Genomic DNA, 21,390 nt, shown 5'->3' on the forward strand with positions numbered 1-21,390 from the left:
CATTCCGGAGGGCGCGGATCCGGGCTTCTTTATTTCCGTTAGCCGCGCGTGCTGGACGCCGGGATCTTCTTCGTCAGTTCCATCATCTCGTTGACGTTCTCGCTGCCGATGGTGAAGCAATCGAGCACGTCCTGCGACAGCGCATACTGCAGGCACTCATCCGTCTTGTTCCGCAGCTTCCCTGCCCCGAAAATCTTCATCCCGATGATGCCCTTGCCCGAAGCCTTCATCTGCTTCAGCACCGGAATCACTTCGGCGGGCGAAGCGTCCATCGCGACGCCGGCCGGATTCAACCGGGCCAGATCAACTTCCACCCAGGGCGAAGCGGCCGAAGCCTTCAAGGCTCCCATGGTGTGGCAACTGACACCCTTGGTGCGGACGATGCCGCGCTCCTGCAGTTCGTTGATGTACTCCATGGCGCCCTTTTTACGCTGGGGCCAGTCGGCGTCCATCATGCAATGCAGCAGCAGGATGTCGATGTAGTCGGTACCGATCTCGCGCCGGAACCGGTCAATGTCCGCCTTCATCTCAGTTTCCGTGGAAGCGTGAGTCTTGGACATAATGACAACCTTCTCGCGCGGCGTCTTCTTGAGAGCCTCTTTGAGATGGGCATGCGTACCGTACTGGTCGGCCGAATCCCAGAAGTTGACACCGTTGTCGACGGCGGCGCGCATCATGTAGGCGACGCCTTCCAACCCAAGCTTCTTCGTCTGGTTCGAGCTACCGCCCGCGCCGTTGGTGCCGGTGCCCATGGCCAGCCGGCTGAGTTTGATCTTCCGGGGACCCAGCGTCACGACATCGCTGGCCAGTTTCTGTGTTGTACCAGCAAAAAGGTGGTACGGAAAAGCGCTCAGACTGACTGCGCCGGCGCCTGCTGTCAGGAACGATCGTCGTTTCATGGGACCTCCCAGTCGATGACGTGACAATACCATACCAATCCAGGATGGTGCAGCGGCCAGATGGCGTAAGCGCGAAAAGGTTACGGAAGTAAGCCCTCAGCCATCGGCCGCACAGCTCGGAACCCGGCAAAGTCTCCTGGCAGCGCAGGACACCGCAATCATTGGGACGGCGGACCCCCTGGTCCGCGCGGGGTCCCCTGACCCCGCACCCGTCGACAAACCAAACGAACCCGCCTACCCGCGCATCTCCGCCCGAGCCTTCGCCACCACTTCCAGGAACTGCTGAGCCCGTTCCGTAAACACTTCGTACGTCCCGGCTTTGATCGTCTTCGCGTCCACCAGTTCGCCGCCCACGGCCACCGCACACGCGCCCGCCTTCAGGAAGTCGCCGGCCGTTGTCAGGCTCACCCCACCCGTCGGGATCATTTCGATCTGCGGGAACGGTCCCTTCAAAGCCTTGATGTACTTGGCGCCGCCCACGTTGTCGCAAGGGAACACCTTGACGATATCGGCGCCGGCCTGCCAGGCAGCCAGCACTTCGGTCGGCGTCAGCGCGCCGGGGCAGATGGGCCGCGAATAGCGCTGCGCCATCTCGATGGTCTTCAGGTTCAGAGCCGGCGTGACAAAGAACTGCGCACCAGCCAGCATGCAGATGCGGGCCGTCTCCGGGTCGAGCACCGTCCCCGCGCCCAGCACCATCTTGTCGCCGAACTCATCGGCCAGCTTCTCAAGCACCTTCACCGCGCCCGGCACCGTCATCGTCACTTCGGCCGCGCGGATTCCGCCCTTGTAAATGGCCTCGATCGCCTTGTAAGCACTGTCAGCGGTAGGAGTACGTACGACCGGAACGATGCCGATCTCTAGCATTGCGGAGAGGATACTCTCTTTTTTCATGTATTCAATGTATCAAAGGCGCCGGAAATCGGGCAGCACCGTGCCGTGCCACGACGCCAAACGCTCCAAAGTCGCCTCGTCGCCCGAATGCTGGCGCATCAGGCCGATCATGGAGCCCAGGCCGCGGTGCACCTCGTCCACCGCATCGCCCACTTCGGCTCCGGTCGAAGCCGGCCGGGTTGGGGGCGGCGGCGGCGTGCCCGGCTCCACCGGACCCTTCGCCGCTTCGGCCAACAGCGCGTAGAGCACCTGCGGCGCATCTCCACGCGCCCGCCCTTCGTGGGCAATCCGGGCCAGCTCCGCCGTCACCTCCGCCGTGTGCACCACGCGCCCCCACAGCCCAGCCTGGTCCGGACCGGCGAACGTCCCATCGACAAAGAACACACCATCCAGCACTAACGTCGTCCGGCGCAGCATGCTCCAATCCATCGGATCATCGCCGCCACGCCCGAAGCCAAAGAGCATTCCGCCCGATCTCTCCTCCTCCGCCGGCTGCCGCACATCGGTATTGCTGCCCACCACGCGGCCGCCGCCCACCCATCGCTTCGAGCCCGCCAGCATCACACTCGAATAACGCAACTTCCGCCGGTAGTCCTCGCTGAGGCCAAATGGGTGCAAAAGCGAAGGCGTCGCCGTCCCACCCGTCGAGACGGTCCTCGACGTGACCCGCCCGTTGAGGTCTTCATACCGCCAGACAAACGACCAGGCCGCGACATCCTTGCCACTTCCGTTCACCCAAATGGCCGACCCCGGCCTTTCAGATTCGTCGATGAAATCGTCCGGGACCGCTGGCAGCCCGTCCGGGCGGCTGCCGATCTCCGCCAGCCACTGGTCGTAGTAAGGAGAACTCGGCCCAATCAACCACAAGCCGTGTTGCGGCAGGTCTTCCAGCAGGAGCTCCATTGCGCCATTACACCACTCCGGCGGCGGACTGCGCGCGCTCCGCCACCGCCTGCGCGCCGGCCCGCCCCAGATAGCGTTCCAACTGCTTCTGCTCACACCGCTCCAGGTCCACCACGATCAAGCCGTCCAGGCAATCGCCAAATCCGCGATCCAAATGGAACCCGCACAGCTTTCCACCCAGCTTCAGGTACTGCCGCACCAGCACCGGCACGCCCTTGCCGTCCGGCTCCAGTTCCCGGATCAGGCGGTCCAGGTCATCGACATCGGCCGGCTGCGGCCATTCCGGCGACGGCTTCCCCCGATACGGCGACCGCGCCGCCGCCCACTGCGAAAGCTGCCCGTCGAAACAGTGCTCCGCCAGGAACCGCGCCAGCAGCGCCCGCGAAGCGGGACAGTAGTCGGCGCTGACACTCACCGGACCAAACAGGAACCGGTACCTCGGCCTCGCCACCACATACTGCCCAATCGCCTTCCACAGCAGCAGCAGCGGCTGGAAACCGCGTTGAAACTCCGGCGCAACAAACGACCGCCCCAGTTCCAGCGCCGGACCCAACCGTTGAAAAAACGCGTCACTGAACCGAAACAGCGTTGAAGTATACAGCTCCCGGCCCGCATCGGCGCCGCACAACCGGTAAGCGCCCGCCACCTGCCGCTTCTCCGCGTGCCACAGAATCAGGTGGTCATACCAGGAATCGAAACGATCCAGGTCATAAGGCCGCCCCGTACCTTCGCCCGCCGCCCGGAACGTCTCCTCCCGCAGCCGCCCCACTTCGCGCAATGTCATCGAAGCCTCGCGCGCCTGGACACAATACACCCGCAGCGCCCCAGAGCTGGCCAGCAACCGCTCTGGCGGCAGGGCCGTCAGCTCCCGCTCCATCCACTCGGCCGGCACCGCCGCGCCCACCGGCTGCATCCGGCGCACCACCCGCGGCTTCCCGGCTTTGCGCTCCGCCAGCCAGTAGGTCCGCCGGCGCAGCTCCGCCGTCGAATGCTCCTCACTGCTCACCGCATGGCCCACCCGCGCCTCAATCTCCCGGTCGCGCTTGTTCAGCAGCTCATGCGGCAACAGCGCCGTCCTCAGCCGCGGATGCACCAGCCCCGCGATCTGGAACAGCGCGCTGTTGCACCCCGAAAAGTACACCGGCACCACCGGAGCCCCGCACTGCCGCGCCAGCCGCGCCGCGCCTTCATTCCAGGGCGGATCCACGATCTCCTTCTGCCCCCAACCGGCATGCGAAACCTCGCCCGCTGGAAACACGATCAGCGCGCCTCCTCCGCGCAGCCACTGCCGCGCCTCGCGCATCCCCCTGGCATTCTCCCGAGCCGCTCCTCCGAACGGATCCACCAGAATCAGGCTCTCTCGCAGCTCCGGCACCATCCCCAGCAACGAATTCGCCAGCAGCCGCACATCCGTCCGCACCCGGGCCAGCATCGCCTGCAGCACCGCACCCTCAATCAGTCCATACGGATGATTCGCCACCACCACCAGCGGACCCGTGGCCGGAATGCGCGCCATGTCTGCCGCCTCCACCCGGATCGTCACCCCCAGCGCGCGCAGCATCTCCTCTGGAAACGCCCCCGCGTTCTGCCGCGCGCGCACACCCCGGACTACCTCCTCCAGGCGCTCTATCCGAAGTAGCTTGCCCAGTGCTCCGGCCACCGGTTCCGGAGCGAACCGCCGCAGGGCGCTTTGAAAGACGGGTGTAGGCTGCATCTACCCCGACACGCTAGCCTTTGTATTTGAATCCGGCGTGACGCCGCCGTGAATACTGGAAAAACGCCGGTTAACCCGCCAATTCCCCTTGCACCGCGTTGGTACGATGGGAGTATGAGGATGTTCTCAGCCCTATTTTCGACTTTGGCCCTGGCTGGCGCGCTTGGCGCCCAGACTCCGGCCCCGGCCGCCGCAGCCCCCGCCGCCCCTAAACCCGCGCGGGAAAATGGCCTCTACACCACCATCCAGATCACCCAGGGCGGGCAGCCCTTCGGCACCGTCGTCCTGAAGATGTACGAAACCGAATCGCCCGTCACCGTGAAGAATTTCGTGGACCTCGCCCTGGGCCGCAAGCTCTGGACCGACCCCAAAACCGGAACCCGCGTCCGCCGGCCCCTCTACAACGGCCTCATCTTTCACCGCGTGATTCCCGGCTTCATGATCCAGGGCGGTGACCCCACCGGCACCGGCATGGGCGAAACCGACGTCATCAAGGACGAGTTCCATCCCACGCTGAAGTTCGACATCCCCGGCCGTCTGGCGATGGCGAATGCCGGCCTCGGCACTGGTTCCTGCCAGTTCTTCATCACCGATGCCCCCACGCCGCACCTGAACGGCAAGCACACCATCTTCGGCCAGGTTTTGGAAGGCCAGGATGTGGTCACCAAAGTGACGCGCGTCCCCAAGATGGGTGAGAAGCCCGCGACGCCGGTCGTGATCGCGAAGGTCACCTTTGAGCGCGTCGGCCCAGTGCCGCCCGGCGGCGTCATCCTCGGACCCGCAACCCCGGCCGCCAAGCCCGCTACGAAGGCCCCGGCCACCAAGGCGCCCGCCACCGGCACGCCTGCCACGAAGGCTCCGGCCACGAAGGCCCCGGCGACCAAGGCTCCGGCCGCCGCTACGCCCGCCAAGAAGTAGCTCTACTCCGGCGTCGGCTCATCCAGCGGCACCTCGGCAAAGAAGACTTCTTTGTTGGTGATGGCTTCGCGGATGCCGGTAATGTAGATGACCGCACTTTTGCGATAGCGCGTCTCGAAGTAGAAAAATCCGGACGCGCTATCGTTCTTGATGATCGACTTCGCCCCAAACGCACGCGTCTGCAGTTCGATCGCCGCCAGCGGGTTCTTCTTCTTCGGCAGCGGGATGGGCATCGGATACTTGGGGCCGGAGCCGGGCCGCTTCACACCCATCAGATACGGCAGATCAGTGGCCGCCATCGGCAGAACCTCATTACCTGGATACTGATACGCCACCTTCATCCGGTCCAGCAGCAGCGTCTGGTCGCCCGCGTTCTCAAAGATCAGCAACACCGGCAGAATGCCGTATTCATTGGGGTTCACTTTGCCGAACGCCTGCTTCGTATCCGTGTCGCTTTCATAGCGCACAGCGGCGATTTTCAGCTTCCCAATGGTCTGTACGGAGGGGTAGGACGAAGCCGGACCATGTTTGAAAGTATTCTGCCCTAGCAGGAAAGCCGCCGCGGCGACTCCACAAAGGGCTAAAATCAGGGGTTTGCGGGCCAAACTCATTTATCTCCTCTACTGGACCCTACAGGCCCTCGCCTTTCCATTTCTCTTACTGTATCTCGCACTTCGCATCCACCGGAACGACGCCTATGCCAATAAGGTGCTGGAACGCTTCGGGTTCCTGCCGCGCTCCCTGCACCGGACGGTGCCCGGAGCCATCTGGTTGCACGCCGTTTCCGTCGGCGAAGCCATCACCGCCGTGGGTTTGTTGCAGCGCCTGAAGCAGGAACTGCCCTTCGCCCCCATCTACGTCTCCTGCACTACCCTGGCCGGACGCGCCATGGCGGAGCAGAAACTCGCCGGCCTCGCCGACGGCGTCTTCTACGCCCCCATCGACTACCGTTTCGCCGTCCGCCGCGTCCTTCGCGCCCTGAAGCCCTCGGTAGTCATCGTCATGGAGACCGAGATCTGGCCTAATCTCTATCGGGATACCTGCCGCAGCGGAGCACGGCTCCTCGTCGTCAACGGCCGCATCTCCGACAAGGCCCTGCCCAAGTACCTCCGCTTCCGCTGGTTCTTCCGTGCCGCCCTCGCCTGGCCGGACGCCATCCTGGCCCAGGACGCCATCGCCAGCTCACGCTATGAACAACTCGGAGCTCCCCACGCTGTCGCCTCCGGCAACCTGAAATACGACTTCTACCCCGACTCCACCTCCATCGCCCCCGCCGTCCACGCCTGGCTGAAACGCAACGATCCCGAACGAATCTGGATCGCGGCGTCCACGATGCCGCCCGCCGAACCCGGTGATCCCGACGAAGACGACATCGTCCTCGATACCTTTGAACTTCTTCGCGAACGCTTCCCCCGCCTGCTGCTCATCCTGGTCCCCCGCCGGCCCGAACGTTTCGACGAAGCCGCCGCGAAGCTCACCGCCCGCCGCATCCCGTTCCAGCGCCGGTCGAAACTGACCGACGAAGCGGTGTCCGTCCTGCTCATCGACACGATTGGCGAGTTGAGCGGACTCTTCCGGGTCGCTGACGTCGTCTTCATGGGCGGCACCTTCCCCCATCGGGGCGGGCACAACATTCTGGAGCCCGCCGCTTTCGGCGTGCCCGTGGTCACCGGCCCACACATGGAGAACTTCTCCGAAATCGCCGCCGCTTTCCGCGCGGCCGGCGCGGTCGTCACCGTGAAAGACCCGGCGGACCTGGCCATCACCGTGGGCCGCCACCTGTACGACCGCACCATCGGCGAGATCGGCCGCCAGCTCTCCGACGAACGCCGCGGAGCCACCGGCCGTGCCGTCAGCGCCGTGGTCCGTGCCTACGAGGCCGCGCTGGTCCGTCCGCCCGGCGCGAACCCGCTGAGTTGGCTGTGGCGGGCCGGAGTCGCCATCGATCGCTCGTTGAAGAGTCTCCGTCTGGACCTGCCGCCTCAACCGGTGATCAGCGTGGGCAACCTGGCCATGGGCGGCAGCGGCAAAACCCCCTTTGTTCTCTGGCTTTGTGAACGTCTGGCGGAACAGGGCCGCCGTCCGGCGGTGCTCACCCGTGGCTATAAACGCACCAGCCAGGAGCCCGTGATCACCCTGCTGCCCGGAGAACGCGCCCCGGTCGAACGAACCGGCGAAGAGGCCCAGTTGATCCTCCGCGCCGGTCATGCCGCCCTCGGCATTGGAGCCGACCGCCAGGCCGCCCGCGAGGCCCTGTCCAAACAGTACCTGTTCGACGTGATTGTCCTGGACGACGGCTTCCAGCACTGGCGCATGCGCCGGAATCTGGACATTGTCCTCATTGATGCGATCAATCCCTATCGCAACGGCCTGCCCCCGCGCGGAACCCTGCGCGAACCGTTCTCGGCTTTGGAACGCGCCCAAGCGGTGGTCATTACCCGCACCGAACCCGGCCGCACTTACGAGGGGCTGATCGGCGAGATCCAGCGCCACAACGAGCACGCCCCGATCTTCCTGGCGCACACCAAGGCGGAGGCGCCACCCATTCCACCGGGCACCACCATAGGCGCCTTCTGCGGCCTGGGCCAGCCGGAGGGCTTCCGGAGAACTCTGCAGGAACTCGGCCTAACCGTCTCGTTCTTCAGGGAATTCCCTGACCATCACCACTACACGGAGCAGGATCTGCGTCCGCTCGCCATGCGCTCCCAAATGCTGCTGACGACGGAGAAAGACCTGTTGAATATCGACCCGGACCTGGCCCGGGCCTGCAAAGTGGAAGCCGTGAAAATGACCCTGATATTGACGGACGAACCCAATTTGCTCGAACTGATCGGGCGCATCCTGCCGCCGGTCGAGTAGGCGGCTACTCCTCGCCGAGCGGCAAACCCTGCTGCACGGGAGCTCCTTCCAGCGCCAACAGAGCCCGCTTCACTTCCAGGCCACCCGAAAACCCGGTCAGCGACCCGTCGCTGCCGATCACCCGGTGGCAAGGCACGAACACCGGCAATGGATTGCTCCCGTTCGCCGCGCCCACGGCCCGTACCGCCTTGGGCCGGCCGATCGCCTGGGCGACGCTCGCATAGCTGCGCACCTCGCCGCACGGGATTTCGGTCAATTGCTGCCAGACTTGCTGTTGGAAGGCCGTCCCATCTAACCGGAAAGGTACAGTAAAATGCCGCAACCGGCCGGCTACATATTCCCGCAATTGCCGCCGTGCCTCCACCAGCACCGGCAGCGCGTCGTCGCGATCCTCGGCCTGCCAGCCCGGAGGGGTGTCGTCCTCGCGCTTCGCAAACCACGCACGGCGCAGCACTTCGCCTTCGGCTTCGACAAAAAGAACCAGCCGGCTTCCCAGGGGGACACAAGTCCACTTCGGCATGCCTTCAGTATAGAGCGAGCTCAAACCGGGTTTTGACGCGCAGCGGCCGGGCGTTCATGCGCCGTGCCAGCTTGAGGGTGTCGCGGTTGTCGTCACGCGATTCGAAAAGGATAATCGACGCCTTGTGCTCCATCGCCAGATCGACGGCCAACCCCAGCAGCATCGCATTGGCTACGCCGCTCTGGTGCCCCCGGACCACAAAGCGCCCTTCGACATGCCAGATATCAGCCCGCTTCTCGGCGACAAGCGCCCCGACGGGCCGGCCACTCTCCAGAATCACCGGAGAGGTGTCATAGCGCCCGCCTTCCCGGTCGAGCCGCAGCGGAGCTTCCGCCAAGTCCTCGCGCTGCGCGATGTACTCCGCAAACAATCGGCCTACCGCCTCCAGGGGCACGTGCGCCAGGGTCGTCAGTACCCAATCCCGCGGCACGCGGTTGCGGGCCACCAGTTCGTCGCGCACTCGGAGGAGCGGCTGCCCGCAGGCCGGGAATTTGGCTTCGAACGTCGTAATTCGAGTGACGGCCGCAAAACCGTGCTTCTCCAGGAACGGCGCGGCGGCGGGTTCGGCCAGCGTGTCGCAAGCGGTCACCATGCGCCGGGCGCCGCCTGCCAGGGCGGCCTCCACGGCAGCTTCCAAGACGTACGAACCCAATCCCAGGCGCCGCACCGGCGGCACCACCGTCAATCCCAGCCAGGCGTCCTGCCCATCGAACCGCAGCACGGCAGCGCCCCCAACGCGCGGCCCGGCCTCCGGATGCAGGATCAGACCCTCAATGGGGCAATCGGTCCGTCCACACGCTTCCGGCACCAGCGCCCGGCAAATCGCCCAATCCGCACCCTGCGCCCGCCGGATCCGCCCCGTCATGACTTGCCAGCCAACTCTGCCGCGCGCTTGCGGTGGAACAGAGCCTTCTGCGGGTTGACGATAGCCTTCTCGCTCAAGAACGCCAGCCAGCGGTGCGCGGCGGAGGTGGGCCGGTAGCGGACCGAGGTCTCCAACGCCTGAATCGCCCGTACCGCCTGCCCTTCCTGGGCCAGCGCAACGCCCAGCAGAAGGTGCGCCGCATGATCGTCATAGCGCAGGTTCACGGCGTCCAGAGCCATCGACGCCGCCTCGACATTGCGCTTCAATTCCAGCAGCGCACGAGCCCGGCCCATACAGGCCGGCTGAAACTGCGGATCCAACTCCAGCGCCCGAGCCTGGCACTCCCCGGCGTCACTCCAGCGGCCCAGCTTCTCGTAGACAAGACCCATGCGGTGTTGCAGTTGCGCGTTCCCTGCCCCGCGCCGGCCCGCCTCCGCCAGCAGTTCCAGCGCAGCCTCGGGCTCGCCCGCCGCCAAGGCCAGATTCGCCCGGATCAGCCAGCCATGCGAATGGTGCGGGTTTGCCGCCAATACGGCGTCCACCACCGTTCGCGCCTCGCCCAGCCGTCCAACCATCTGATAACAGTGAGCCAGCGCCATGCGCGCCGTTGCCGACGGCTGCACGGCGAGGACTCGCTCCAGCAGCGGAATCGCCTCGGCGAAACGGTTCGCGGCCACATGGACATGCGCCAGCGTAGCTTCGTTCTGGGCCGTGACCCGCACGTACTCAGCGGTCGGCCCCGGATCCGCAAAGCCCAGATCCGCCAACTCCGCCAGCGCGCCGGCGCGGTCCCACTCGTCTTCCGCCTGCCCGACTCGCGCAGCTTCCCACGTGGGAATGCGTACATCGTCCGGAAGATTCACAAAGGCATCGGGCAGAAGCCGGCCAGGCATATCCTGTCCGGCCGGCAACCCGAGCAGTTGCAGGACAAACGGGGCGATATCCAGCAGCCCGGCTCCAAACACCAGTTCATCCTGGCGCAGCCCCGGTCCCGCCGCAACGAAGACGCCATGCCCGCGCTCCCACCCGCTGGCAGGGTCGTCCAGTGTGGGCGCACCCGAAGGCCGCAGCCCATCACTCTGAAACCCATGCTCGGAGACGAGCACAATCGCCGCTTCCGGGCCCGCCAATTCGATCAGCCGGCCCAGCAGGGCGTCGTGATAGCAGTAGACGCGTTCCACCACCGCCTGGTAGATCTCGAAATCGGCCTCGGAGACATGCTCCCTACGCGGCGGATGAAACGGCATGAACGTGCGGCAAACCGCATCCAGCGAGGAGTAATGAACAGCCAGCAGGTCCCAGGTTTCGTGCTCCATCAGCCAGGTCGCCGCCCCGTGCACGCTGAGAGCCTCGGCCAGGGCGATGGCCAGCGTCAGCGGGCGAGTGTCTGAGACCTGGTCCACCCGCTCCAGCGCGGGGATGAAGGCCTTCAGGTCGTCTCCGGTCAAATCACCGGCGTGGATGCGGTATTCGGAGAGTGGGTCACTGAGGGATCGGGGATGAATGCAGCCACCGGGGAGCGCCCAGGGCTGGCCATACGCTGCCCTTGCCTTGGGGTACAGATTCGAGACGACGACCCCTGAAACAGATTCCGCCGGCTGGCTGGCACACCAGTTCACGGCCAGCGAGCGCAAGCCGGATTGCGCCAGGATATTCCAAAGGGCTTTGACTTTGCGGGAGGTGGACGAAGCCACGCGGGTCGCCCCAGTGGCTGCATCCGGTTCGAGAGGACCCAAAATGCCGTGACGTTCGGGCGTATGTCCCGTGACGATCGAGGTCCACAACAGCGGCGAAAGCATCGGGCTCAGGGAGGCAAGGTCGCCCTTGACGCCCTGTTCCACGACAGCCTGCAGGGCCGGCAGTTTTCCAGCGTCCAACAGCGGATTCAGTACTTTCCAATCCGCCGCACTCCAGCCAACCAGGACGACCCTGCGAGCCAGACGCTCCGCCATTTCTGCTAGGCGGCCTTACGGCGGCGCATCGCGGCAATGCCGGCGGCACCGAGGGCGAACAAAGCCAAAGTGGAGGGTTCGGGCACGGCAGTCTGACCGACGGCAATGGCCCCCCGGTTGTTCGTCTCGTAGGCATACTCCATCAGCCGGATATCCAACTGGCCTTGCGCCAACAAACCATTCGCCTCAGGAGTACCTGTGCCGTAAAGTTCCAGCCTCGCCCAGCCATAGTGGGCAACTCCACCTATATCAAAGGTCAGGCCCATATACTGATTGGGCGCAATGGCGTAAGGTCCGCTGCTGGAGGTCACCACACCCGCCGAATCGACGAAGGCTTTGGCGAGCTTATACGGTGAGGAAGTGGCGAATGTTGTAGTCGCATTGACCGGTGCACCGAGCGCGAGCGGGCCGGTCACGCCTCCGGCGGGGAAGCTAACGAACGCCTCGATCGTTGCGGTTGAGTCACCTGCTCCGGACTGGAAGGTGAAATCGGTAGTCAAATCGCCGTCCAAGTCCAGATTGAAAGAGCTGCCAGCTGTGTCGAGCGTCGGCCCACCGTAGTGGATCACCGCCGCATTGGCGGGCGTTGCGCTGGCAAGCGCCGCTCCTCCGGCCAGAGCATAGGCGAACAGCCTGGCATTGAGCGACTTGGGTTTTTGACCGTCCAAGCCGTGTAATTTGTTCATTCCGCAGTCTCCTCTCCATCTGCCCCGCGGGGCAGCACCCAGTCAAGATAGAGGTAAGTGTAACAGATGAATCTGATTGGAGGCCGCGCCATCCCGCCTGGACGCCCCGTATAATCGGAGAACATCGATGCCGCGCGGATTTCCACTCTTCATTTTGGCGTTCTGCCTGCTCGTCTTCCTGACCTGGATCGGCTTGACCATTACTCAACAGGACCGGACCATCGAAACCGAGATCGCCATCGCCGCCCCGCCTGAGGCCGTTTGGCGCATCCTTACCGATACCGGCAATTACGCGATGTGGAACCCGTTTATCCTGACTCTTTCCGGAAATTTATCCGAGGACGAGAAGCTGCACATCACCATCCGCCCGCCCGGTGACAGTGAGACGGATTTTGTGGCCCGCATCATTACCATTACGCCGAACCGCGAACTGGCCTGGCGCGGCGGCCTCGCCATACCCGGCTTCTTTACCGGCGACCATCGCTTCGTCCTGGAGCCCACCGGGGACGGACACACCAAGTTGAAGCAATCAGAACACTTCTATGGCCTACTGGTGGGTCCGTTGTTCGCCGGCATGCTCGACCGCACCGAGATCGGCTTCCGTGCCATGAACGAAGCCTTGAAGGCCCGCTGCGAGTCGCACCCCTAGCGGGGCATCGCACAGGACCGTAACGATTTTCCGCATGTCGCCCGGCGGTGCGGATTGCTACAATTGATTGAAATCCCATGGCTGTCAGTCAAGAACTGTTGGAGATTCTGGTGTGCCCGGTCTGCAAGGAATCCGTGGCGCTTACCGAGGACAAGAGCGGTCTGAAATGTCCGGCGTGCCATCGGGTGTACCCGATCCGCGACGACATCCCAGTGATGCTGGTGGACGAAGCACGGGTTGAGGAGTAACGCCCGCTAGCGGCGTTCCCATGGCCACCGTCGTCGAGCAGTTGCCCCCCGGCGCACGGGTCCTGGTTGTGCGGTTGAGATCGCTGGGCGACTGTGTTCTGACGACGCCGGCGCTTGCCCTGCTCAAAAACCACAGGCCGGATCTGGAGATTGGGGTGGTGGTCGAAGATCGCTTCGCCCAACTGTTCCAAGGCAATCCAGACGTCTCGGCCATCCTGCCACCTTCCAAACGGGCCGTTCTCGGCTTTCACCCCGCATTGACCTTGAACTACCACGGCGGCTCGCGCAGCGCCGCGCTGACCGGGCTTTCGCTCGCCCCGCAGCGTGCCGGGTTCGGCCATTTCCGCCAGCAGTGGGTTTATAACCTTCACATTCCACGGGCCCAAGAGATTCTGGGCGAAGAAAGAACGGTTCACACCGCGGAGCATCTCGCCTCGGCCGTGTTCTATCTGGGAGTGCCTATTACCGACATCCCCCGTGCCCGGCTGTTCTGCGCGGCTCCGGCGAGGCGGCCCGCCTACTCCGTGCTGCATCCGATGGCGTCCGCGGCCGATAAGACCTGGCCCGCCGCGAATTTCCTCAAAGTGGCCCGGCATCTGCGCGAAGCCGGGTTGCCGCCCGTCATCATTGGCGGTCCTGGCGACGATCTATCCGCCTTTGCGGAGTTCGAAAGGTTGGAAGGCGCCCCGCTGGAAGGGGTGAAGTCCCTGCTTTCCGGAGCGGAGCTCTTCGTTGGAAACGATAGCGGTCCGGCCCACATGGCCGCCGCCTTCGGAGTACCGGTGGTGGTGCTTTACGGAACTTCCGATCCCATCATCTGGGCTCCGTGGAGGACACGCAGCCAGGTGCTCTCGAGTCCGTCGGGACTGGCTGGAGTCCCGGTCGAGCAGGCCATTGCGGCGGTGGAACGGCTGCGGGGGGTGGCGCAGTGAAGGAATTGATCCGCCTGCTGGGCTACGCCAGGCGCTACACCCCGGCGCTCCTGCTGGCCGTCTTCCTGATGCTGGTTTCAGGCGTGGGCCGCACGATGCTGCCCATCCTGCTGAAGCCGATTTTCGACCGCGTGCTGCAGCCCGATACCGTGGATACCCGTGTCGCGCTGCCCATCCCCGAATGGACAGGCATTCACCTCTATCTCGATCAACTGATTCCGTTCCCGATCCACAACGTCTGGACGCTGGTCGCGGTCGCCATTCTCGTCGTGTTCCTGCTGAAGGGCATTGCGGACTATTTTGGCAACTATCTGGTGAGCTACTCCGGCCTCTCCGCCGTCACAGACCTGCGCCAGCAGGCTTTTGACAAGGTGGTGGGCGAGGAGCACGAGTTCTTCGGCAGCCACTCCACCGGACGGCTGATGTCATCCCTGATGAGCGACATCGAGAAGATCCAGCTGGCGGTCTCCCAGATGCTGGCCGACTGGCTGCGGCAGGTTTTCGCCGCGCTCGGCATGATCTACGTCCTGTTCCAAAGCGACTGGATCCTGGCGCTGGTTTCGACCACCGTGCTGCCGTTCGTCCTGCTGCCGACCGCCCGCCTGGGCAAACGCATCCGGCGCTCGACGCGCAGTGCGCAGGACCATGCCGCGGAGATGAGCGAGATCCTGCAGGAAGCCTTCAGCGGCCACGCCGTGGTGAAGAGTTTCACGGCGGAGAAGATCGAGAGCGACCGCTTCCGCCTGGCCGCCACCAAGTTCAAACGCTCGTCGCTGCGCTATATCTCGTTCCAGGCGCTGCCGTCGCCCATCATCGAGTTTTTCGGCGCGGCCACCATCGTGGGCCTGCTCACGTACGCCCGGACGCAAATCAAAGCCAATCACATGACCAGCGGCGACTTCATGAGCTTCGTGGTCGCCCTGCTGCTGCTGTACGAGCCCGTGAAGCGGCTCACCGGCATCCACAACATCTTCCAGCAGGCCGAAGGCGCCAGCCAGCGTGTGTTTGAGTACATCGACCGCCCGCAGCAGATCATCGAGAAACCGGCGGCTCCGAACATGCCGGAGTTCCGCGAGTCGATCCGGTTTGAGGACGTCAGTTTCCGTTATCCGAATACGCCCAATGGGTTTGCGATCCGCGACCTGAACCTGGAAGTGCGGCGCGGCGAAGTGGTGGCCCTGGTGGGACCCAGCGGCGCCGGCAAATCGACCATCGCCGGACTGTTGCCACGGTTCTATGACGTCGACGGCGGCGCCATCAAAATCGACGGCCGGGACATCCGCGACGTGCGCCTGCACAGCCTGCGCCAGCGGATCTCGGTGGTGAGCCAGGACACGTTTCTGTTTAACGATACGGCCGCCGCCAATATCCGCTACGGCCGGCCGGGCGCGACGCTCGATGAGATCAAAGATGCCGCCCAGAACGCCATGGCGGCTGAGTTTATCGAGGCGCTACCGCAAGGTTACGACACGCTGGTGGGTGAACGCGGAGCGAACCTGAGCGGCGGACAGCGCCAGCGGTTGTCCATCGCCCGGGCACTGTTGAAGAACGCGCCGATCCTGATCCTGGACGAAGCTACTTCCCAACTGGATACGGAAAGCGAAGTTCTGGTGCAGCACGCGCTGGGCAACCTGATGCGAAACCGGACGGTGATCGTGATCGCCCACCGCCTTTCGACCATCCGCCGGGCCGACCGCATTGTCGTCATGGACTGCGGCGCCATCAGCGAGATCGGCACGCACGACGAACTCATCGGGCAGGGTGGCATTTACCAGCGCCTGCACGACTTACAGTATGTTGATTTGGAGCACTGAGCTATGAGTCTCCGCAGTATGACGGGCTTCGCGCGAGTCCGCAAAACGAACGAACTGGGCGAGATTACGTCCACTGTGAAGAGCGTGAATCACCGTGCGCTCGACCTGCACACGCACATTCCGGGCGAATTGGAGCAATTCGAACCGCTGCTGCGAGGCGTGGTGAAGAAGTACGTCTCGCGTGGGCACGTCGATGTGCGCATCAGTTTCACGCCGGCGCATGCGACGGCCGCCGCGGCGCTGAACCGGCCGCTGTTCGAAGCCTACCTGACGGCGCTGAAGGAAGCGGAGAGCGTTTACCAGGTGGTGGCGCAGCCCGACGTCCACATGGCACTGCGCATCCCCGGCATGCTGGCCCAGCCGACGGGCGAGGAAGACGCTCCGGCCGAACTCGAACAACTGGTGGTTTCGGCCCTGGAAGACTCGCTGACGGCTTTGAACGTGTTCCGGGAACGCGAAGGCGCGGAGATCCGGCAACTGCTGAAGAGCCACAACGCCGACATCCGGCGGGATGCGTTGGAGATCGAGAAGCTGAGGGCTCCGGCGGTGGAGCACTTCCGGGCGCGGCTCGAGGAACGCCTGGCCGAGTTGCTGAAGGGTGTCTCGATGGATCCGCAGCGGCTGGCGCAGGAAGCGGCGGTGCTGGCTGATCGCAGCGACATCACGGAAGAGCTGGGCCGGCTGCAGGTTCACTCCCGGGAATTGGACGTGCTGCTGGACAAGGGCGGCGAATTGGGCAAGAAACTCGACTTCCTGATGCAGGAGATGAACCGGGAGACGAACACGATCCTCTCGAAGACGTCCGGCGTGGGCGAACTGGGGCTCAAGATCACCGGGTTGGGGCTGGAAGCAAAGGCGAACATCGAGCGTATCCGTGAACAGGTGTTGAATCTGGAATGAGCCAAGTTATTATCATTTCCGCGCCTTCGGGCTCGGGCAAATCGACGCTGGTGCGGAACCTGCTGGAGCGGGACCCGAACCTGATCTTCTCGGTTTCGTACACGACCCGCGCGCCGCGCGGCCAGGAAGCGCACGGCCGCGAGTATAACTTTGTGAGCCGTGAGGACTTCCAGTCGATGATCGAGCGCGGCGAATTCATAGAATGGGCGCAGGTTTTCGACGACTTCTACGGCACCCACCGCTGCTATGTGGAGCAGGGGCGCCGGGAGGGCAAGGACGTGGTCCTCGACATCGACGTAAAGGGTGCGCGACAATTGAGGGAGAAGATCCCGGAAGCGATCAGTGTCTTTATTCTGGCCCCCTCCCGCGAGGAACTGGAAAAACGGCTTCGAGCCAGGGGGGATGTGTCGGAAGAGGTCATCCAGAAACGGGTGGCGGAGGCGGCCCGGGAGATTCAAGATTTTGGCCGGTACGATTATGTCCTGGTCAACGACGATGTGGAAGTCGCTTCGAGTCTGCTGTGTTGTATCGTGATGACAGCTCGCGTCCAGCGCAAAAACGCTGGGATGCAATCACGGGTTGAGCAGATTCTGGCGACGTTCGAGAAAGAATAAGAGGTCGCAAGATTATGGCCGATAGAGTCAACCGCACGCCGATCCACGCAATTCCGGACGATCCGGAAGGAAGCGCCTACCGGTTTATCATTGTGGCTGCCAAGCGCGCCCGGCAGTTGCAGGGTGGCGCGCGCTCGTTCCTGCCCAGCACGTCGAAGAAGCCCACCATTGCCGCCATGGAAGAAGTGCGCCGCGGACTGGTGAGCTACTACGACGCCGCGCTGCAGACGCCTAATCCGGAAGGCGAGCCCGAAGCCTAAACAAGGGCCGACATGGCGTCCTATTCTGCGATTTTGGGCGTAGGCGGGGGGATTGCGGCTTACAAGGCCGCCGAGCTCGCCCGCGCCCTGATGGAACGCGACTTCGGCGTCACCACGGTGATGACCGAATCCGCCCAGGAATTCATCCGTCCCCTCACCTTCGCCGCCCTGACCGGGCACAAAGTGATCACGGAGATGTTCGGCAGCGGCTCCGCCGACGACGTGCTGGCGTCGAGTGTCGAGCATATCCGCGTTGCGCAAGAGCATCAGGTGCTGGTGGTCGCCCCGGCGACAGCCGACCTGCTGGCCCGCTTTGCGCACGGTCTGGCCAACGATTTCCTCACCACGCTGTATCTGGCGTTTGAAGGACCGGTCGTGCTGGCCCCGGCGATGAATACGGCGATGTGGCAGCATCCGGCCACGCAAGCCAATCTCGAGACGCTGAAGGCCCGCGGGCATGTGATTCTCGATCCTGATGAAGGGCGGCTGGCTTGCGGCACCACCGGTCCCGGGCGATTGCCGGATCCACAGCGCATCGCGGACCGTGTGCTGCGCGCGCTGACGCAGCGCCACGATCTCGATGGAGAGACCGTCCTGCTGACCGCCGGCCCGACGCGCGAACCGCTGGATCCCGTACGCTTCATTTCGAACCGCTCGTCCGGCAAGATGGGCTACTCGCTGGCCGAGGCGGCCGCATTGCGTGGAGCCCGGGTTGTGCTGGTGAGTGGTCCGGTGAACCTGCCCGCTCCGGAGGGCGTCGAACTCGTGCCGGTGCAGACCGCGCAGGAGATGTACGACGCCGTCATGGTCCACCTGGAAGCCAGCAGCATCGTCATCAAGACCGCCGCCGTGGCTGACTATCACGTAGCCAACGTGCCCACGCAGAAGGTCAAGAAGAGCGCCATGCGTCTGTCTTTGGAACTCGACCCGACGCTGGACATCCTGGCCGAAGTGGGGCGCCGGAAGCAGGATCGGCTGTTAATCGGCTTCGCCGCCGAGACGGAGAACCTGATCGCGGAAGCGCGCCGCAAGATGCAGACCAAGAACTGCGACATGGTGGTGGCCAACAACGTCTCCGCCGATGGCGTGGGTTTTGAAAGCGATCAGAATGAAGTGGTGCTGGTGCTGAGCACCGGCGAGATCCAACCGCTGCCGCGCGCCTCAAAACGGGCGCTGGCGGATCAGATTCTCGACCAGGTGTTGAGGTTGCGGCTGGCGCTACACCAGCGGCAGTAAAGGCCTGAACGGACCATGGACCGCGACCTGCTCAAGCAGTATCTGGAGTTTTACCGCGACCTGGGCGTGAAGAGTGTCTTCGTGGAGCCGAATGCGGCTCCGCTGGCGGCGGCACCCCCAGTGGCGGCACCGGCTGCAGCGCCGGTGAGGACGCCCGCTCCGCCGCCTCCGCCCCGCATGGAACCGCCTGTCCTCCGGCCAACCCCTCAGATCGACATGAGTAGATCCACCGAGCCTTCTAAGCTGTTTCCCTCTGATTTCCCCGTATCTCCAGATAATGACACTCTCGTCAAGATTCGAGAGGATATGGGTGACTGCCAGCGCTGCCGGTTGTGTAAGGACCGGAAGACGATTGTCTTCGGGTCAGGGAACGAGCATAGCCGGTTAGTGTTTGTCGGGGAGGGGCCCGGTGCAGACGAGGACGAGCAGGGATTGCCGTTCGTCGGCCGGGCCGGCCAACTGCTGACACAGATGATCGACAACACCGCCGGCAAGGAGGGCTTCTCCATTCGCCGGCCGGATGTCTACATCTGCAATGTGGTGAAGTGCCGTCCGCCGGAGAACCGCACTCCGGAAGCAGACGAGATGGAGATTTGCGGGCAATTCCTTTCCCGCCAGTTGATGGTGCTGAAGCCGCGCGCGATCTGCGCCCTGGGCGGCACCGCCGCGAAAGCCCTGCTGGGCACCAAGGAAGGCATCACGAAGATGCGCGGCAAGTGGCACATGTGGCGCGAGATTCCGGTGATGCCCACTTACCATCCGTCGTACCTGCTGCGCCCCACCAGCGGCCAGACCGCCAAGCGCGAAGCCTGGGAAGACCTGAAGAAAGTTCTGCACTATGTCTATGACGACCCGCCGCGGCCTCTTTCTGACTTTTGAGGGCCTGGACGGCTGCGGCAAGACCACGCAGATGCGGATGCTGGCGGAGCGCCTGCGCGCGTCGGGCGAGACCGTGATTGAAACCGCCGAACCGGGCGGCACGGCCATCGGCGGGGCGATCCGGCGGATCCTGCTCGACCCGGCCAACGACCACCTGAGCTCGACGGCGGAGATGCTGCTGTACTTTGCGGCTCGCGCGCAGAACCTGGATGAGATCGTGAGGCCGGCCACGGCGCGCGGCGAGATCGTGCTCTGCGACCGCTGGACGGACTCCACGTGGGCGTACCAGGGCTATGGCCGGGAGTTGGGGGTCGACGTGATCCGCTCGCTCGACCGGATTGCCTGCCGCGGCCGGCAGCCGGATCTCACCCTGTGGATCGACGTCGATCTGGAGACCAGCCTGAATCGCGCCAAGTGCCGCAACGAGGAGACCGACTCGTCCGACCGCATGGACGATCAGAGCCGGGCCTTCTACGAACGCGTGCTGCGCGGGTACGAGGCGCTGGAAGCGGAAGAGCCGGGGCGCGTGGTGCGTGTCGACGGCCGCGGCGATCTCGACACTGTGGCCGGGCGCGTCTGGCGCCTCTTCCACGATTACCGGGAGATCCATGTTTAAAGACTTCTGGGGCAACCCCATCGTCGCCGGCGCACTGTGGAAGATGATCGAGACCGATCGGATTCCGCAGACCATCCTGCTGGCCGGGCCGGAGGGCGTGGGCAAGGCTACGCTGGTGCGCCGCTTCGCCGCCCAACTGCTGGGCGACGCCGAGAAGATCGAGCACGACGACCTGAGCCGCGAAGAGAACCGCGCCATCATTGCCGACCGCGAGAAGTGGCCCAGCGAGAAACGCTCAGAGGATCCGCTGCTCTTCGCCTCGCACCCTGATTTCCTCACCTTCCCGCCCGACGGTCCGCTGCGCCAGATCTCCATCCAGCAGATGCGGCAGGCGAAAGAACGTGCGCAGATGCGGCCGCTGAAGGGCAAGTGGCGCGTCTTCCTGATCGACCAGATGGACCGCGCCAACATCCAGGCCGCCGATTCTCTACTGAAGACGCTGGAAGAGCCGCCCAGCCACATGATCCTGTTCGTGACGGCGGAGAATCCGTATGATCTGCCGTCCACCATCCGTTCGCGCTCGGTGATCTTCTACCTGACTCCGGTGGCCGAAGAAGAGATGAAGGCCTTCGCCAAGGCGAAGCAGTTGAAGGATGCGGAACGGCGCGTGTCGCTGGCGGGGGGCTGTCCGGGATTGGCGTGTTCGCTGGACCTGGCCGCCTATGAGAAGCGCCGCGGAGTGATGCTGGCCCTGATCGAAGCCGCGTCGGGCCACACGAACTTTGCCGCCTGGGCGCAGAAGTCGGAGTCTTTTCTGGCCAGCAAATCAGAGAAGCTCGACTATCACTTCAAGCCCCTGTATTCGCTATTGGAAGACCTGGCGATCCTGCATGGCGGGGGCAGCCACATCCGCAACCGGGACCTGCGCGAGACGCTCCAAAAGATTGCCGGCCGCATTACTTTCGACTGGCTGAGGCAGGCTGTCGAACAGGCCGATCTACTGGTCAGCCTGCAACGTCGCAACGTACAGAAGGGTCCTTCCGTCGACAACTATGTAGTGTCGCTTCGTGGTATTTAGCCGCCCGCACGGCT

The 21,390-nt window shown here is 64.2% G+C and carries 22 protein-coding genes; 13 read left to right on the plus strand and 9 right to left on the minus strand.

Translation table 11 applies throughout. The features are described 5' to 3' along the window. Positions 1-38 precede the first annotated feature (38 nt). From IRI77_RS06960 to IRI77_RS06975, 4 genes are all read right to left on the minus strand, one after another. On the minus strand, positions 39-899 hold the full coding sequence (locus IRI77_RS06960) for an aldo/keto reductase (RefSeq protein ID WP_194451349.1): 861 nt from the start codon (positions 897-899) through the stop codon (positions 39-41). 234 nt (positions 900-1,133) lie between these two features. After that, positions 1,134-1,793, minus strand: a complete 660-nt coding sequence (locus IRI77_RS06965; protein ID WP_194451350.1) for a bifunctional 4-hydroxy-2-oxoglutarate aldolase/2-dehydro-3-deoxy-phosphogluconate aldolase — start codon at positions 1,791-1,793, stop codon at positions 1,134-1,136. Between the two features lie 12 nt (positions 1,794-1,805). Beyond that, a complete protein-coding gene (locus tag IRI77_RS06970) occupies positions 1,806-2,696 on the minus strand; it encodes a hypothetical protein (RefSeq protein WP_194451351.1) in 891 nt (296 codons plus the stop codon). A 7-nt stretch (positions 2,697-2,703) separates the two neighbouring features. Continuing rightward, positions 2,704-4,410 carry a lysophospholipid acyltransferase family protein gene (locus IRI77_RS06975; RefSeq protein ID WP_194451352.1) on the minus strand — a complete coding sequence of 569 codons (1,707 nt, stop codon included), beginning with the start codon at positions 4,408-4,410 and terminating at the stop codon, positions 2,704-2,706. A 120-nt stretch (positions 4,411-4,530) separates the two neighbouring features. Here IRI77_RS06975 and IRI77_RS06980 point away from each other — a divergent pair, with 120 nt between their 5' ends. After that, positions 4,531-5,328 carry a peptidylprolyl isomerase gene (locus IRI77_RS06980; RefSeq protein ID WP_228486632.1) on the plus strand — a complete coding sequence of 266 codons (798 nt, stop codon included), beginning with the start codon at positions 4,531-4,533 and terminating at the stop codon, positions 5,326-5,328. A gap of 2 nt (positions 5,329-5,330) precedes the next feature. Here the strand turns inward: IRI77_RS06980 and IRI77_RS06985 are convergent, their stop codons facing one another. Further along, a complete protein-coding gene (locus IRI77_RS06985; protein ID WP_194451354.1) occupies positions 5,331-5,933 on the minus strand; it encodes a hypothetical protein in 603 nt (200 codons plus the stop codon). On the opposite strand from IRI77_RS06985, the gene lpxK reads away from it, so the two are divergent. Continuing rightward, positions 5,923-8,187 (plus strand): tetraacyldisaccharide 4'-kinase, encoded by a 2,265-nt coding sequence (gene lpxK / locus IRI77_RS06990; protein WP_194451355.1) that lies wholly within the window; start codon positions 5,923-5,925, stop codon positions 8,185-8,187. The genes IRI77_RS06985 and lpxK overlap by 11 nt on opposite strands. 4 nt (positions 8,188-8,191) lie before the next feature. Here lpxK and IRI77_RS38470 read toward each other — a convergent pair whose 3' ends face one another. From IRI77_RS38470 to IRI77_RS07010, 4 genes are read right to left on the minus strand one after another with little or no spacing between them, the layout of a single operon-like run. Further along, the gene (locus IRI77_RS38470) at positions 8,192-8,707 is read right to left on the minus strand and encodes a methylated-DNA--[protein]-cysteine S-methyltransferase (RefSeq protein WP_194451356.1); all 516 of its coding nucleotides are present in this window, start codon (positions 8,705-8,707) and stop codon (positions 8,192-8,194) included. Positions 8,708-8,711: 4 nt separating this feature from the next. Further along, positions 8,712-9,572, minus strand: a complete 861-nt coding sequence (locus tag IRI77_RS07000) for a GNAT family N-acetyltransferase (protein ID WP_194451357.1) — start codon at positions 9,570-9,572, stop codon at positions 8,712-8,714. Continuing rightward, on the minus strand, positions 9,569-11,524 hold the full coding sequence (locus tag IRI77_RS07005; protein WP_194451358.1) for an alkaline phosphatase family protein: 1,956 nt from the start codon (positions 11,522-11,524) through the stop codon (positions 9,569-9,571). The genes IRI77_RS07000 and IRI77_RS07005 overlap by 4 nt, the downstream gene beginning before the upstream one ends. Before the next feature lie 5 nt (positions 11,525-11,529). Further along, positions 11,530-12,210 carry a PEP-CTERM sorting domain-containing protein gene (locus tag IRI77_RS07010; RefSeq protein WP_194451359.1) on the minus strand — a complete coding sequence of 227 codons (681 nt, stop codon included), beginning with the start codon at positions 12,208-12,210 and terminating at the stop codon, positions 11,530-11,532. Positions 12,211-12,337: 127 nt separating this feature from the next. On the opposite strand from IRI77_RS07010, the gene IRI77_RS07015 reads away from it, so the two are divergent. From IRI77_RS07015 to IRI77_RS07065, 11 genes are all read left to right on the plus strand, one after another. Further along, positions 12,338-12,859 carry an SRPBCC domain-containing protein gene (locus tag IRI77_RS07015; protein WP_194451360.1) on the plus strand — a complete coding sequence of 174 codons (522 nt, stop codon included), beginning with the start codon at positions 12,338-12,340 and terminating at the stop codon, positions 12,857-12,859. A 77-nt stretch (positions 12,860-12,936) separates the two neighbouring features. Next, complete coding sequence (locus IRI77_RS07020) at positions 12,937-13,107, plus strand: Trm112 family protein (RefSeq protein ID WP_194451361.1); 171 nt, start codon at positions 12,937-12,939, stop codon at positions 13,105-13,107. 20 nt (positions 13,108-13,127) lie between these two features. Continuing rightward, a complete protein-coding gene (locus tag IRI77_RS07025) occupies positions 13,128-14,039 on the plus strand; it encodes a glycosyltransferase family 9 protein (RefSeq protein WP_194451362.1) in 912 nt (303 codons plus the stop codon). After that, positions 14,036-15,853, plus strand: a complete 1,818-nt coding sequence (locus IRI77_RS07030; RefSeq protein WP_194451363.1) for an ABC transporter ATP-binding protein — start codon at positions 14,036-14,038, stop codon at positions 15,851-15,853. Before IRI77_RS07025 ends, IRI77_RS07030 begins: the two co-directional genes overlap by 4 nt. A 3-nt stretch (positions 15,854-15,856) precedes the next feature. Continuing rightward, the gene (locus IRI77_RS07035) at positions 15,857-16,753 is read left to right on the plus strand and encodes a YicC/YloC family endoribonuclease (protein WP_228486633.1); all 897 of its coding nucleotides are present in this window, start codon (positions 15,857-15,859) and stop codon (positions 16,751-16,753) included. After that, positions 16,750-17,367, plus strand: a complete 618-nt coding sequence (gmk, locus tag IRI77_RS07040; protein WP_194451364.1) for a guanylate kinase — start codon at positions 16,750-16,752, stop codon at positions 17,365-17,367. The genes IRI77_RS07035 and gmk overlap by 4 nt, the downstream gene beginning before the upstream one ends. Positions 17,368-17,381: 14 nt before the next feature. Next, the gene (rpoZ, locus tag IRI77_RS07045) at positions 17,382-17,627 is read left to right on the plus strand and encodes a DNA-directed RNA polymerase subunit omega (RefSeq protein ID WP_194451365.1); all 246 of its coding nucleotides are present in this window, start codon (positions 17,382-17,384) and stop codon (positions 17,625-17,627) included. Between the two features lie 12 nt (positions 17,628-17,639). Continuing rightward, positions 17,640-18,863, plus strand: coding sequence for a bifunctional phosphopantothenoylcysteine decarboxylase/phosphopantothenate--cysteine ligase CoaBC (coaBC, locus tag IRI77_RS07050; RefSeq protein WP_194451366.1), 1,224 nt, complete (start codon positions 17,640-17,642; stop codon positions 18,861-18,863). 15 nt (positions 18,864-18,878) lie between these two features. Next, positions 18,879-19,742, plus strand: coding sequence for a uracil-DNA glycosylase (locus IRI77_RS07055; protein ID WP_194451367.1), 864 nt, complete (start codon positions 18,879-18,881; stop codon positions 19,740-19,742). Further along, positions 19,702-20,358, plus strand: coding sequence for a dTMP kinase (gene tmk / locus IRI77_RS07060; protein ID WP_228486634.1), 657 nt, complete (start codon positions 19,702-19,704; stop codon positions 20,356-20,358). Before IRI77_RS07055 ends, tmk begins: the two co-directional genes overlap by 41 nt. Beyond that, on the plus strand, positions 20,351-21,376 hold the full coding sequence (locus IRI77_RS07065) for an AAA family ATPase (RefSeq protein WP_194451368.1): 1,026 nt from the start codon (positions 20,351-20,353) through the stop codon (positions 21,374-21,376). Before tmk ends, IRI77_RS07065 begins: the two co-directional genes overlap by 8 nt. Positions 21,377-21,390: the final 14 nt, after the last annotated feature.

Origin of the sequence: Paludibaculum fermentans (assembly GCF_015277775.1) — a bacterium.
GTDB classification, from domain to species: Bacteria; Acidobacteriota; Terriglobia; order Bryobacterales; family Bryobacteraceae; genus Paludibaculum; species Paludibaculum fermentans.